Here is a 14,098-nt window from a genome sequence, read left to right as displayed (position 1 = left end):
GGCTCCCGTCATCAGTGCCGGACCCTCGGGTCCAGCGCGGCGTGCAGCGCGTCGGCCAGGAAGCCCGAGGCCAGCACCACCACGGCGGCGAAGAGGTTGACCGCGATCACCGCGTTGGTGTCGTTCTCGTTGATCGCGTTGATGAACCACTCGCCCATGCCGTGCCAGCCGAAGATCACCTCGGTGAAGGTGGCGCCGGTCAGGATGCCGAGGAAGCTGTAGGCGAAGAGTGTGGACATCGGGATGACGGCGGTGCGCAGCCCGTGCTTGACCAGCGCCCGGCGCCGGCTGAGGCCCTTGGCCTGGGCGGTGCGCAGGTAGTCGGAGCCGAGTACGTCGAGCATCGTGCCGCGCTGGTAGCGGCTGTAGGTGGCCAGGCCGCCGAGCGCCAGCGACAGGGTCGGCAGCAGCAGGTGGACGGCCCAGTCGGAGAGGTGCGCGCCGAGACCGCCGCTCAGTCCGGGGGTCTCGTAGCCGGTGAAGTTGATCAGCTGGTGGCCGGAGGCCTGGTTGAGCGCGATGGCGCCGTTCTTCAGGAAGAGCGCCATCAGGAAGACCGGGGTGGACAGCACCACGAATGAGAAGACCGTCAACGCCCGGTCGGAGACCCGGTATTGGCGCACCGCGCTCCAGGCGCCGCCGGCCACCCCGAGCAGCATGCCCAGCAGGCTGCCGATCAGCATCAGCCGCAGCGAGACCCAGACCCGGCGGCCGAACTCGGCGTTGATCGAGGTGTCGTGGATGCTGCGGCCGAGGTCGCCGTGCAGCACCAGGCCGCTCGCCCAGTGGCCGAACCGCTCGACCACCGGGGTGTGGTCGTTGATCCCGAGCTCGGTGAGCTGGCGGTCGACGGAGGCGGCCGACGGGCGGGGCTGCTTGGCCTCGAAGTAGGCGCGCGGGTTGAGCGAGGCGCTGGAGAGCGCGTAGGCGAGGAAGACCGAGACGACCAGGAGGACCAGGTAGTAGGCGAGACGCTTCGCCAGATAGCGGAGCATCAGCGGCGCCAGAGCCGACGGGGCCTGATCATCATGACGTTTTGCCTTCGCTCTCGGGGTGTTTGGAGCAGGTTCGTGCAGCGGAATTCTGTGACCGGCGGTCGGCCCGGTCAATACCCGTGCAGCGAGCCGCTTCGCGGGATATGCGAAGCGGCAGATCAGAGTCTTGCAGTGCTCTGCTGACGGGGTATGTCGGCAGTGTTTCGGCGCATTTCGATTCGATCAGTTCTGAACACCGACCCCTGGTGGGCGAACTGATCCGCTGTTACCTTCTGCTGGCTGGACACCGACTTGGCTGCCCACGCTCAAGCGCCGCCACACCTGGCGGCGGACACCTGTTTGAGAACCTGGGGGAACCCCGCCATGGCCGTCACCGCCCCGCGTCGCCGCAGACTCGCCCGTTCGACGACGGCAGCCACCGCCACCGCCCTGGTGCTGCTGGTCGCCGGCTGCAGCTCCAGTGGTTCGGGGGCCGGCGCCGGCGCGACCAAGAGCGCCCAACCGGGCCTGCAGAGCAGCGACATCAACCCGCAGCCGCTGGCCCAGGTCAAGGACGGCGGCGAGCTGCGGCTGCCGCTCGAGCAGTGGATCGACCAGTGGAACCCGATCCAGGTGGACGGCACGTACGGCGACTCGGTCGAGATCATGAAGATGATCGAGCCGGAGCTCTTCCGGGTGGACACCACCGGCACCTTCCAGCCGGTGGCGGACTTCCTGGTCTCCGCCAAGGTGGTCTCCACCTCGCCGCAGGTGGTGCTCTACACGCTCAACCCGAAGGCCAAGTGGTCGGACGGCAAGGCGCTGAGCTACCTGGACTTCAAGGCCGAGTGGCAGGCCGCCAACGGCACCAACCCGGCCTTCAACGTCTCGTCCACCACCGGCTACGACCAGATCAGCGACGTCTCGCAGGGCGCCGACCCGACCCAGGTCAAGGTCACCTTCAGCAAGCCCTTCGCCGACTGGCAGAACCTGTTCTACCCGCTGCTCCCGGCCGCCGGCATCTCCACCCCGGACCAGTTCAACAAGGGCTGGATCGAGAACGTCCCGATCACCGGCGGCGCCTTCAAGATCGGCAGCCAGGACAAGGCCGCGCAGACCATCACCGTCGTGCCGGACCCCAACTGGTGGGGCACCAAGCCGAAGTTGGACAAGTTCACCTACCGGGTGCTGTCCAGCTCGGCGATCACCCAGGCGTTCCTGAACAACGAGATCGACGTGGCCAGCGCCGGTCAGGCGGACACCTACAGCCAGCTCAAGGCCGACGCCGACGCGGTGATCCGCTCGGCCAGCCCGTGGGACGAGGTGCACATCTCGCTCGGCTCCAACGGCCCGCTCGCCGACCTGCACGTGCGCCAGGCGATCGACAAGGCGGTCGACCGCGACGCCCTGATCAAGGTGATGAACCAGGGCGTCCCGGTGGCGTTCCCGAAGCTCGGCAACCACATCCTGATGACCAACCAGGCCGGCTACCAGGACAACTCCGGCACCTGGGGCACCTATGACCTCGCCGCGGCCCAGAAGCTGCTGACCGACGCCGGCTGGCAGGACGCCGGGGCCGGCAAGCCGCGGACCAAGGACGGCCAGACGCTGGAGCTGCACTTCGTCGTCTCGCAGGGCTCCTCGCAGGCGACCGCCGACATGGCCGCCGCCACCGCGAACATGCTGCTGCAGGCCGGCATCAAGCTCGACGTGGACCGGGTGCCGGACAACGACTTCTTCGAGAAGTACGTCAACGTCGGCAAGTTCGACCTGGCGAGCTGGCGCAACACCGGCTCGTTCCCGCCCTCGGCGATCATCCCGTCCTACCAGGAGCCGGTCGGCGACAACGTCTTCTCCAACTACTCCAAGCTGAGCACGCCGGAGATCGACAGTCTGCTGAAGCAGGCCGCCGCCACCCTGGACCCGGTCGCCGCTGCCAAGCTCTACAACCAGGCGGACGCCGACATCTGGGCGCTGGGTCACACCATCGAGCTCTACCAGCGCCCGAGCGTAGGCGCTTACCGCAAGGGCCTGGCCAACTACGGCGCCTCCGGGCTCGCGGACTTCGACTACACGGCGGTGGGTTGGCAGAAGTAGCCGGCCGCCCGTACGCGGGCAGCCTGCGGTGCTGTCGGGCAGCGCGGTGATCACGAGCCCGGTGCGACAGGGAGGCAGCGGTGCCGCCCCCGTCGTCGCCGATCCGGCCTTGACCTTCCGCGTTGCCCGCAGGACGCCCTTCCCGTCGTTCCACTGAGCAGGAATGTAGTCGGGCGCCGCGGTCCCGCGCAGTCGGCCGCGCGGGGCGCGCCCGGTGGTGGGCTTGCTGTCACCCGGTTCGCGCACTGCGGCGTCAACTCTCCTTGACAGCGGCGGCTGTTCGGCGCTTGTCGGCGCGTACGCTCGGCGGCCGGGGTTGCGCGAGCCAGGTGACCGGCCCCGGGGTCTGCGGGCGCGGTGCGTGCGCCCGCTGGTCCGGGGTGCCACCATCGCGGGAGTCGCCCGTCCGACGTCCCGAGAGGGCCCCGATGACCGCAGGACCCGCCCCCGCCACGCCCGCGGATCCGGTGGTGCGCCGCATGGTGCGCCGCAGCCGGGCGGAGGCGCACCGGGCGTCCACCCCGCTGGAGCTCTTCTTCGACCTCTGCTTCGTGGTCGCGGTCGGCCAGGCCGGCCGGCAGCTGGCGTTGGCGCTCGGCGAGGGGCACCTGCGGGTGGCGCTGGTCGGCTATGTGTTCAGCTTCTTCGCCGTGTGGTGGGCCTGGATGAACTTCACCTGGTTCGCCTCGGCCTATGACTGCGACGACGTCCCGTACCGGATCACCACCCTGGTGCAGATCACCGGCGTGCTGATCCTGGCGGCCGGCATCCCGCGGCTCTTCACGGGCGGCGGCTACGGGCTGTCGGTGGCCGGTTATGTGGTGATGCGCCTGGCGATGGTGACGCAGTGGCTGCGCGCCGCGCAGGGGGAGAGCGGCGCGGCGCGGACGATGGCGCGGCGCTACGCGGCCGGGATCACGCTGGTGCAGCTGGGCTGGGTGCTGTTGCTGCTGGTGCCCCACACGGTGACGCCGTACCTGATCCCGCTGGGCGTGCTGGCCGAGTTGGCGGTGCCGGCGCTGGCCGAGCGGTCGGTGCAGACCAGCTGGCACCCCGGGCACATCTCCGAGCGCTACGGGCTCTTCACCCTGATCGTGCTCGGTGAGACGGTCTCGGCGGCCACCGTCGCCGTGCAGGCGGCCGTCGACGAGCACGAGGCGCTGGGCAAGCTGGTGCCGATCGCGATCGGCGGCATCCTGCTCTGCTTCTCCGCGTGGTGGATCTACTTCGCCCGCCCGGTGCACGAGCACCTGCGCTCCAACCGGCAGGCCTTCCTCTGGGGTTATGGGCACTATCTGATCTTCGGATCGGCGGCGGCGATCGGCGCGGGACTGGAGGTCGCCGTCGAGTACGCGGTCGGCGCCGCGCACATCTCCGCCACCGCCGCCACCGCCGCGGTGACCGTGCCCGGTGCGCTCTACCTCTTCACGGTCTGGGCGCTGCACTCCCGGCACACCAAGACCGGCACCGCCCAGTGGGTGCTGCCGCTCGCCTCGCTGGCCGTGCTGGCTTGTACGGCGCTCGGCGAGTCCGGCGTACTGGCCACCGGGCTGGTCGCCACCGCTGCGGTTGCCGTCGGGGTCTGGCTGCACGCCCGGCCCGCGTCCTGACCGCTGCTCTGTCGGCGGCGCGTGCGACGATCGCCAGGACCCGCCCCCGCACCGTGATCGAGGCCCCCGCCGTGCCCCAGCAGCTCGCCGACCTGCCGTACGCCCATCTGCTCCAGCCGCACCGCGGCCCGCTCAGCCGGGACGCCCGCTACGACACCGTGCACTTCGACGGTGGGCAGTACGACGGCGCCCAGGCGGGCGGGGCGACCTTCCTGGAGTGCGCGTTCACCGGTGTCTCGATCACCGAGGCCCGGTTGCGCCAGGCCCGCTTCAACGAGGTCTGGCTGGACGGCTGCCGCTGGGTGGCGACCGACCTGGCCGAGAGCGAGTGGCAGGACGCCACCGTGCAGGCCGGCCTGCTGGCCGGGATCGCCGCCTACGGCTCGCAGCTGCGCCGGCTGACGGTGCGCCAGTGCAAGCTGGAGGCGATCAACCTGCGCGGCGCAGTGCTGCGCGAAGTGGTTTTCGAGGACTGCCAGTTGAAGGACATCGACTTCGGTGGCGCGAAGCTCACCGAGGTCTCCTTCCCCGGCAGTTCGCTGGAGGAGGTGCGGTTCGGCGGGGCCACCCTGAAGAAGGTCGACCTGCGCGGCGCCACCCGGCTCGGCCTCCCCGACGGCCACGAGGGCCTGCGCGGCGCCGTCATCTCCTCAGCTCAACTCTTCGAGCTGGCACCGCAGTTCGCGCAGGCACTGGGTGTCCAGGTGAAGGACGCCTGATCCACTCACAAACGACAGCCGGGGTTCACCCGCGCGCCGTCCGCTGACCGCTGGGCGAACAGTTCGCCAAACTCCCTCCCGCACCCTGGTGCGGCACCTTCGGCTGGGCCAGGATGGCGCGCGGCTCATGTTGTACACACAACCTGTGTATGCGGCATGCGGACAGGGCCTGGGCGCGCGCATCCGCGGTGCGTCGGCGTGCCGCCGGGTGCGGCGAGATCGAAGGGTTGGCGAGCCTGATGACAGAGCTGAGCCGCAGAAAGTTCATGGCGTTGTCGGCGAGCGCGGCGGCGAGTGCGGCCGTGGTCGGGACGGTCGGTGCCACCACCGTCCCCAGCACCACGCTCACCAGCACGGGCACCATCACCGACGTCCAGCACATCGTGATCCTGATGCAGGAGAACCGCAGCTTCGACCACTACTTCGGCATGCTGCAGGGTGTGCGGGGCTTCGCCGACCGCAGCGCGATCCAGATCGCCGGCGGCTACTCGGTCTTCAACCAGCCCAACGGCTCCGGCCGCCAGTACCCGTGGGCGTTCAGCGCCACCAGCCCGGCCGGCGGCGCCGACCCCGAGCGCCTCGCGCAGTGCAACGGCGACCTCTCGCACGCCTGGAGCGACCAGCACGCGGCCTGGAACAACGGCAAGATGGACTCCTGGGTCTCGGCCAAGGGCAACGTCCGCGCGCTGGGCCACCTCGGGCGCGCCGACATCCCGTTCCACTACGCGCTGGCCGACAACTACACCGTCTGCGACGCCTACCACTGCTCGATCCTGAGCGCCACCGGCCCCAACCGCACCTACCACTGGAGCGGGTGGATCGACCCGGCCGGCAGCGCGGGCGGCCCGGCCTACGACGGCGGCGACGAGTCCGGCCTGCGCTGGCAGACCTACGCCGAGGCGCTGCAGAGCGCCGGGGTGAGCTGGAAGGTCTACCAGAACGCCTCCGACAACTTCGGCGACAACGCCCTGGCCTACTTCAGCCAGTTCGCCAACGCGCCGGCCGGCAGCGCGCTCGCCACCCAGGGCATGGGCTCGGTGCCGAGCACCGGCAACACCCCGGTCGACATCGCCGCCGCGATCAAGGCCGACGTGCTGAACGGCACCCTCCCGCAGGTCTCCTGGGTGGTCGCCGACCAGGGCTCCTCCGAGCACCCGTACGCCACGCCCGAGGACGGCGCGCACTTCGTGCACATGGTGGTCGACGCGCTGAACGCCGACCCCAATGTCTACAACTCCTCGATCCTCTTCCTGAACTACGACGAGAACGACGGCTTCTTCGACCACGTCCCGCCGCCGGTCGCCCCCTCCGGCACCGCGGGCGAGACCTACAACGGCACCCCGATCGGCCTGGGCTTCCGGGTCCCGATGATCGCCGTCTCGCCGTGGAGCCGCGGTGGCTGGGTCAACTCCGAGACCTTCGACCACACTTCGGTGCTTCGTTTCCTGGAGACCTGGACCGCCGCGATCGGTAAGCCGGCCACCTGCCCCAATATCAGCGCCTGGCGCCGCAAGGTCTGCGGTGACCTCACCTCGGTCTTCGACTTCGCCAACCCGGTCTACGACCTGCCCGCGCTGCCCGACACCTCGGCCACCATCGGTCTGTCCGCCTGCGGCCCGCTGCCCAACCCGGCGCCGGCGAACAACGCGCTGCCCGTCCAGGAGTCCGGCACCCGTCCGGCCCGCGCGCTGCCGTACCAGCCGAACGCCAACCTGGACCACCTGGAGTTCGACGCCAACGGCAAGACGCTGGTCTGGCTCTCCTTCGCCAACCAGGGCGCCGCGGCCACCAAGTCGGCGCACTTCGCCGCGTACGCCAACGCCTACCGCAGCGGCGGCCCCTGGCAGTACACGGTGGACCCGGGCAGTGCCACCAGCGACTACTTCAATGTCGGCACCGGCTACGGCAATGGCGCCTACGACCTGAGCGTCACCGGCCCCAACCGCTTCCTGCGCCGCTTCACCGGCAACACCACCAAGGCCGGCAAGAACGCCGCCGTCGCTGCCAGCTACGCCATCGAGCCGGGCAGCGGGCAGCTCGCCGTCTACTTCAAGATGGCCAACAGCGCCGCCAGCACGCTCACCTTCACCATCGCCGCCAACAACTACCGCACCGACGGCCCGTGGACGTACCACGTGCCGGCCGGCGGAAACGTCAGCGACTACTTCAACGCGGTCGCTGACACCAACGGCTGGTACGACTTCACCGTCACCGTCGACGCGGACACCACCTGGTCCCAGCGCTTCTCCGGCCACCTGGAAACCGGCACCCCGAGCATCACCGGCTGACCGCCGGCTCATGACCGACACGGAACCCCGGGGCGATCAGCGCCCCGGGGTTCCAGTCGGACCAGGCGCCATCGGCGACGCTGTTGCCGGGCTGATACTGCGATGTTCTGCGCTGAAGTGCGCACTATTGCTATGTTGGTCAGATGGACACCTATCCGATCACCGAGGCCCGCAACAAGCTGGGGGCCCTGGCGCGGCAGGTCAGCGCCGAACAGAAGCGCATCGCCCTCTCGGACCGGGGCCAGACCATGGCCGTCCTGATCAGTCCGGCCGAGCTGGAGGAGCTGGAGTACCACCGGGCCACCGCGGAGTACCTGGCGCGCAAGGCACGCGGCGAGACCGGGCCGAGTGTTCCGCACGATGAGGCCCGCCGCCAGGTTCTCGGAGAGGCTTCGTGACCTACGGCATCGTCTGGGAGCCCGAGGCATTGGCCGTGGCGCAGAAGTACGCGGCCGGCGATCGGGCAGGGATCCAGCAGGTCTTCCAGGCTGTCGACCTGCTCGCTGACAACCCCCGTCCGGCGGGTGCCTTCACGGTCGGGGTCAGCGGGATCTACCGCATTCAGGTCGGCTTCTACCGTGTCCAGTACGAGGTCCACGACCAGACGGTCACGGTCACCGTCTTCCACCTCGGCCGGGCCTGACGGGGGGCACCGATGACGCGACGGCCCGGTTTCGTCTGGGTGGCTGACCAGGGGATCTCTCGACGTGCGGGGGTGGGGGAGCGGTGACATGTTGGTCACAGCCCATTGCCGGACGAGACCCGCAGGAGGAGTCATGGGCGTCTTCGAAAAGTTCAGGGACAAGGCCGACGAGGCGCTGGAGCAGGCCAAGCAGGCGATGACCGGTCACCGGCACCAGCCTTCCGACGCGATGTCGGAGGGTGGTCGGAAGGCGGCCGAGCGGATGGAGAGCGGGCCGGACCCGCTGGAGCAGGCCGAGAGCGACATGGAGAGTGAAGGCGGGCACGAGCCGATGTAGTTGGTAGGGGGAATGGAGGGGCGCACCCAGGAGGGTGCGCCCCATCAGCGTGGTGGTAGCGGGGGGCGACGCAGGTCGGGGCGGGGTTCGGTGGGGGGCGGGGGTGCGGTGGCGGGGGTGTGGCGCAGTAGTTCCAGGGCGACGCGGACGGCCTCCGCCAGCTCGGTGTTGCGCCCGGCCGCCCAGTCGGCGGGGGTGCGCAGCACCGCGATGTCCGGCTCCACCCCGTGGTTCTCCACCGCGAAGCCGTAACCCCCGGTGAACCAGGAGGCGTTGGCGGGTACCGAGATCTGGGTCCCGTCGCCGAGCGGGTAGCGGCCCAGCGTGCCGACCACGCCGCCCCAGGTGCGCTGGCCCAACACCGGTCCCAGGCCCAGGAGTTTGACCGCGGTGATGATGACATCGCCATCCGAGCTGGTCGCCTCGTCGGCCAGTGCGACCACCGGGCCGCGCGGCGCGTCGCGCGGGTAGCGCGCCGGGCGGCGGCCGCGGCTGAAGTCCCAACCGAGCACCCGGCGGGTGAGTTTCTCCAGGACGAGTTCGGAGACGTTGCCGCCGGCGTTCCCGCGGACGTCCAACACCACGGCGGGGCGGTCGAGTTCGCTGCGCAGGTCGCGGTTGAACTGGGCCCAGCCGGAGCCGCCGAGATCCGGGATGTGCAGATAGCCGCACAGCCCGTCGCTGAACTCCCGTACCAGCGCCCGCCGTCGCACCACCCAGTCCTGGTAGCGGATCGGCCGCTCGTCGGTCAGCGGGGTCACCGCGAGGCGGCGCACCGGCCCGTCCGCGCCGCTGCGGACGGTGAGTTCGACCGTGGTGCCGCCGGTGCCGGCCAGCAGCGGCATTGGGCCACGCACCGGGTCCAGCGGTCGCCCGGCCACCGCGAGCAACTCGTCGCCGTCGCGCACGCCGTGGCCGGCCAGCGGGGCGCGGGCGCGCGGGTCGGAGGACTCGCCGGGCAGGATCCGCTGCAGCAGCCAGCGCCCGTCGGGCGTCCGGCGGGCCGAGGCGCCGAGCAGTCCGAGCGGCTGCTGCAGCGGAGCCGGGCCCTCGCCGCGCCGCGAGGGCGTCACATACGCGTGCGAGGTGCCCAGCTCGCCGAGGAGTTCGCGCAGCAGGTCGGCGAAGTCGTCGGGGGTCGCGACGCGCTCCAGCAGCGGCGCGTACTGCTCGGTCAGCGCCGGCCAGTCCAGGCCGCCGAGGCCCGGGTCCCAGAACTGGTCGCGGACGATCCGGGCCGCCTCCCGGTAGGCCTGGCGCCACTCGGCGGCGGGGTGCACGGTGTGCGTGATCCGGCGCAGGTCGACGGTGACCGGGTTGTGCGGCGAGGAGAGCGGCAGCAGCTTGAGGGTGCCGGCCAGGAAGGTGGTCAGCGCGCTGCCGTCGCCGGCCACCGCGTACCCGTCGACCTGCTCCTGCAGCGTGCTGCGGGTGGCGGTGGCCAGGTCGAAGTGCTCCAGCGCCGGGCGCCCGGAGGTGTCGGTGGGGTTGGCGAAGGTCTGGCCGAGCGTCCCCGAGATCGGCCAGCGCAGCCAGATCAGGCCGCCGCGCACCGCCGCCGGGGAGGAGTACTTGGAGGCGATCACCGGGAACGGCACCAGCCGGGTGGCCAGTTCCTGCGGGTCGACCCGCACCGTGCCGTCGCCGCCGGCCTCCTGCGGGTCGAGCCCGCCGACCGCCGGGCGGCCGTCCACCGGCGCGGCGAACGGCGACGGCGTGTCCGCCGCCAGCGGCACCAGGTAGGGGCGGCAGCCGAGCGGGAACGACAGGTCGCCGGTGTGCACGTCGTGCACCGGGTCGAAGCCGCGCCACGAGAGGAAGACCAGGAACCGGCCGTCGCGGGTGAACACCGGCTGCTCGTCCTCGAAGCGGCCGCTGGTGACGTCGACGATCTGCTCGGGTGTGTCGGTGCGCACCAGCCGGATCCGGCGCAGCGAGCGGCCGGCCACCGGCTGCGACCAGGCCAGCCAGCGCGAGTCGGGCGAGAAGGCCGGCCCGCGCACCGGACCGTACGCCGAGCGGGCCAGCTCGCGGACCGTGCCGTCCTCGGCGTCGACCAGCAGCAGCCGCCCGTCCGAGGCGGTGGCGGCCAGGGTGCGGCCGTCCGGGGCGGCGGCCAGCTCCAGGACCCGGCCCAGCTGCCCGCTCGCGATCCGGCGCGGCGGCTCGGCCCGGCGCCCCGCGGCGTCCTCGCCGGGCAGCGCGACCTGCTCGATCGCGTCCTCGCCCTCGGCGTCGGTGACCCAGGCGATCCGCGCGGTGTGGCCGAGCAGCACCGGCAGCCGGACCCGCACCCCGGGCGTGTCGGCGAGCGCCCGGACCGGTCCGTCCCGGTGGGTCAGCCAGTAGAGGCTGCCGCGCACGCCCACCACGCCGGCCCGGCCGGTGGCGTCGCAGACCAGGTCGTTGACGTGGCGCGAGGCCGTCACCTGGTACGGGCGCCGGCCCGCCCGCGCGCCGCCGAGCGGCACGTCGAGCCGGTGCGGCGCGGGCGCGTCCAGTGAGTCGAGCAGCCAGAGGTCGCCGGCGTGCTGGTAGACGATCCGCCGGCCGTCGGTGGCGGCCTCGCGGGCGTAGCAGGACGCGTGGTCGGTGTGCCGGCGCAGGTCGCTGCCGTCCAGCCGGCAGGAGTAGAGGTTGCCGACGCCCTCGTGGTCGGCGAGGAAGGCCACCCGCCCGCCGAGCAGCATCGGCGAGGAGAGGTGGCCCGCGAGGTCGGCCAGCAGCCGCTCGCCGTCCAGCCAGAGCCGGCCGGTGGCGCCGCCGCGGTAGCGCTTCCAGGCGGCCGGCTCGTGCGGGGCGGCGGCGGTCAGCAGCAGGGTGTGCTCCGCGTCCTGCTGCGCGTCGCGGACCGGCCCCCAGGGCTGCCGGCGGCCCGGTGAGCCGTCCAGCGGCAGCGCGTGCGCCCAGGTGTAGTGCGCGAACGGTTCGTGGAACGAGGTCACCGCCAGCACCTCGCCCTGCGGTGTCCAGCCGCGCACCCGGGTGTCCTGGCTGCCCCAGTACGTCAGCCGGACCGCCTCGCCGCCCTCGACCGGCGCCGTCCAGACCTCCGGGGTCAGCGCGGCCGAGCTGGTCCAGGCGACGGTGGCGCCGTCGGGGGAGAGCCGCGGGTGGCTGACCCTGGTCCGGTCGCAGCTGACCCGCCAGGCGCGGCCGGTCCGGGTGCCGTCCAGCGGCGCGAGCCAGACGTCGTCCTCGGCCGTGAACGCGAGCAGGCCGTCGTGCAGGTGTGGGAATCGCAGGTAACCCGGCTGAGTGCTCACCCGGTCCATCCTTCGACCGGCCAGGCGGCCCGGCAACCTGGGCGAAAACCAAGTGACCTGTGGTGATCGCGGTCGCTACGGTGGGCGAGCCCTCAGGTGGCCGTCTACCACCTGCCGAGTGCGCGAGCAACGCGCCAGCGAACCATGGAGCCCGTCATGGCCCGTACCCTGATCCGCGAGCTCGGCTCGCAGCCGGACGCGACCGTCACCGTCCACGGCTGGATCACCACCCTGCGCCGCCAGCGCCGCATGCAGTTCGTGGTGCTGCGCGACCACACCGGCCAGGTGCAGATCACCCACCGCCGGGGCGGCGAGGCGGATGAGGTCGAGGCCGCGCTGGAGCAGCTGACCCCGGAGTCCGCCGTGAAGATCACCGGACGGGTGGTGGCCAACCCGGTCGTCAAGCTCGGCGGCCTGGAGCTCGTCCCCGAGCGGGTGGAGATCGTCTCGCTCGCCGAGGCCGGACTGCCGATCGACGAGCACTCCGGGCCCGACCACCGCCTCGACTGGCGCTTCCTGGACCTGCGCCGGCCGGCCGCGCAGCTGGTGATGGCTGTGCAGACGACCGTCGAGCAGGCGATGCGCGAGGTGGCCGCCGAGGAGGAGTTCACCGAGCTGCATACCCCCAAACTGATGGGCACCGCCTCGGAGTCCGGCGCCGAGGTCTTCGAGGTCGGCTACTTCGACCGCACCGCCTACCTCGCCCAGTCGCCGCAGTTCTACAAGCAGATGGCCATCGCCGGCGGCATCGACAAGGTCTTCGAGATCGGCCCGGTCTTCCGCGCCGAGCCCTCCTTCACCTCGCGGCACGCCACCGAGTTCACCGGCGTCGACGTCGAGATCGCCTGGATCGAGGACGTCGAGGAGGTGATGGCCTTCGAGGAGCGGATGCTGCACCGGGTACTGACCCGGGTCGCCGAGCGGCACGGCGAGGCGATCCGCGAGCAGTTCGGCGTCGAGGTCACCGTCCCCGCACTGCCGTTCCCCCGGATCACCATGGCCGACGCGCTCGCCCGGCTGCGCGCCACCGGCTGGGACGCCGAGGGCGCCAAGGAAGACCTCGACCCCGAGGGCGAGCGCCGGCTGGCCGCGCTGATCGCCGAGGAGCACGGGCACGCGTTCGTCTTCGTCACCGACTACCCGGCGGCGGTGCGCCCGTTCTACCACCACCGGCGGGCCGGCGACCCGAGCCTGACCGCCAGCTTCGACCTGCTCTGGCGGGGGTTGGAGATCACCACCGGCGCGCAGCGCGAGCACCGCTACGAGGTGCTCTGCGCGCAGGCGCGGGAGAAGGGCATGGAGCTGGCGCCGCTGGCGCGGTACCTGGACTGCTTCCGCTACGGCATGCCCACGCACGGTGGCTTCGGGCTGGGTCTCGGCCGGGTGCTGATGGTGCTGCTCGGGCTGCCGTCGATCCGCGAGGCGACCTTCCTCTTCCGCGGGCCGCACCGGCTGACGCCCTGAGTAGCGCGACCCGGACCCCCGCGCGGGGGTCCGGGCCGCTCGAAGAAGCTGGTCAGGGCCGTTCGCAGCCGTCCGGCCAGATCTCGTGCACCCAGAGTCCGGCCTTGCGGGTGAGCGCGGCGATCTCGGCCGGTTCGCTGCCGGGCGTGCCGTCCCAGACCGCGATCAGCTCGTCCACCATGCCCACCAGTGCCCGGCCGACGTCGTCGCCGAGACCGCCGTCCGCCACCGCGGCCAGCCGGTGCACGGCGGTGGCCTCGCGGACGATCTCGGTGCGCGGTAGCGCGGGTGCTCCGGCGGGCAGGACGATCTCGACCTTGCCGCCGTGTTCGCGCACCGCCTGCGCGAACCAGGTCTCCGGACCCGGCCGCAGACAGGTCACCCCGACCAGCTCGTACGGCCCGTAGGTGGTCACCAGCCGCCAGAGTTCGCCGCGCACCAGCATCTCGGAGATCTCCGACAGCCCCTGATACCCGGTGATTCCCACTCGCATGCAGTCCTCCTGACGCCAGGCCGTGCCGCAGCAAGTGTAGGAGGACTGTCCACGGGCGAAAGCGCAGGTCCAGGCCCCCTCCACCGGGTTGCGAGATACCGAGCGCGGGTCGAGAAGGATTCGAGCGCCGCCACCAACGCTAGGGGACGGCGGGACTCTGACACAGGCCCTCGGGCCTGCCCGCCGCCCGCGGCTGTCGCGCAATCC

At 71.6% G+C, this 14,098-nt stretch carries 11 protein-coding genes; 8 read left to right on the top strand and 3 right to left on the bottom strand.

All coding sequences use genetic code 11. The annotated features are described in order from the left end of the window. Positions 1 to 11: 11 nt before the first annotated feature. Positions 12 to 995, bottom strand: a complete 984-nt coding sequence (locus P3T34_RS14270) for an ABC transporter permease (RefSeq protein ID WP_280666416.1) — start codon at positions 993 to 995, stop codon at positions 12 to 14. Positions 996 to 1,358: 363 nt separating this feature from the next. Here P3T34_RS14270 and P3T34_RS14265 point away from each other — a divergent pair, with 363 nt between their 5' ends. From P3T34_RS14265 to P3T34_RS14235, 7 genes are all read left to right on the top strand, one after another. After that, the gene (locus P3T34_RS14265; RefSeq protein ID WP_280666415.1) at positions 1,359 to 3,071 is read left to right on the top strand and encodes an ABC transporter family substrate-binding protein; all 1,713 of its coding nucleotides are present in this window, start codon (positions 1,359 to 1,361) and stop codon (positions 3,069 to 3,071) included. 428 nt (positions 3,072 to 3,499) lie between these two features. Continuing rightward, complete coding sequence (locus P3T34_RS14260; protein ID WP_280666414.1) at positions 3,500 to 4,681, top strand: low temperature requirement protein A; 1,182 nt, start codon at positions 3,500 to 3,502, stop codon at positions 4,679 to 4,681. 53 nt (positions 4,682 to 4,734) lie between these two features. After that, complete coding sequence (locus P3T34_RS14255; RefSeq protein ID WP_280666413.1) at positions 4,735 to 5,400, top strand: pentapeptide repeat-containing protein; 666 nt, start codon at positions 4,735 to 4,737, stop codon at positions 5,398 to 5,400. A gap of 239 nt (positions 5,401 to 5,639) precedes the next feature. After that, on the top strand, positions 5,640 to 7,688 hold the full coding sequence (locus P3T34_RS14250) for a phospholipase C, phosphocholine-specific (protein ID WP_280666412.1): 2,049 nt from the start codon (positions 5,640 to 5,642) through the stop codon (positions 7,686 to 7,688). A gap of 143 nt (positions 7,689 to 7,831) precedes the next feature. Next, positions 7,832 to 8,086 (top strand): type II toxin-antitoxin system Phd/YefM family antitoxin, encoded by a 255-nt coding sequence (locus tag P3T34_RS14245; RefSeq protein ID WP_280666411.1) that lies wholly within the window; start codon positions 7,832 to 7,834, stop codon positions 8,084 to 8,086. Then, positions 8,083 to 8,331: a type II toxin-antitoxin system RelE/ParE family toxin gene (locus P3T34_RS14240; RefSeq protein ID WP_280666410.1), complete on the top strand. Its 249-nt coding sequence runs from the start codon at positions 8,083 to 8,085 to the stop codon at positions 8,329 to 8,331. Before P3T34_RS14245 ends, P3T34_RS14240 begins: the two co-directional genes overlap by 4 nt. A 133-nt stretch (positions 8,332 to 8,464) precedes the next feature. Beyond that, positions 8,465 to 8,668 carry a hypothetical protein gene (locus P3T34_RS14235; RefSeq protein WP_280666409.1) on the top strand — a complete coding sequence of 68 codons (204 nt, stop codon included), beginning with the start codon at positions 8,465 to 8,467 and terminating at the stop codon, positions 8,666 to 8,668. A 44-nt stretch (positions 8,669 to 8,712) separates the two neighbouring features. Here P3T34_RS14235 and P3T34_RS14230 read toward each other — a convergent pair whose 3' ends face one another. Beyond that, positions 8,713 to 11,934, bottom strand: a complete 3,222-nt coding sequence (locus tag P3T34_RS14230; protein ID WP_348534659.1) for a S41 family peptidase — start codon at positions 11,932 to 11,934, stop codon at positions 8,713 to 8,715. Between the two features lie 156 nt (positions 11,935 to 12,090). Between P3T34_RS14230 and aspS the strand changes: the two genes are divergently transcribed. Further along, the gene (gene aspS / locus P3T34_RS14225) at positions 12,091 to 13,398 is read left to right on the top strand and encodes an aspartate--tRNA(Asn) ligase (protein ID WP_280666407.1); all 1,308 of its coding nucleotides are present in this window, start codon (positions 12,091 to 12,093) and stop codon (positions 13,396 to 13,398) included. 52 nt (positions 13,399 to 13,450) lie between these two features. Here aspS and P3T34_RS14220 read toward each other — a convergent pair whose 3' ends face one another. Continuing rightward, on the bottom strand, positions 13,451 to 13,891 hold the full coding sequence (locus tag P3T34_RS14220; RefSeq protein WP_280666406.1) for a hypothetical protein: 441 nt from the start codon (positions 13,889 to 13,891) through the stop codon (positions 13,451 to 13,453). Positions 13,892 to 14,098 lie beyond the last annotated feature (207 nt).

Origin of the sequence: Kitasatospora sp. MAP12-44, from assembly GCF_029892095.1 — a bacterium.
Classification (GTDB): domain Bacteria; phylum Actinomycetota; class Actinomycetes; order Streptomycetales; family Streptomycetaceae; genus Kitasatospora.
Note: the sequence above shows the minus strand (reverse complement) of the source record. Positions and strands in the feature narration are given on the sequence as shown.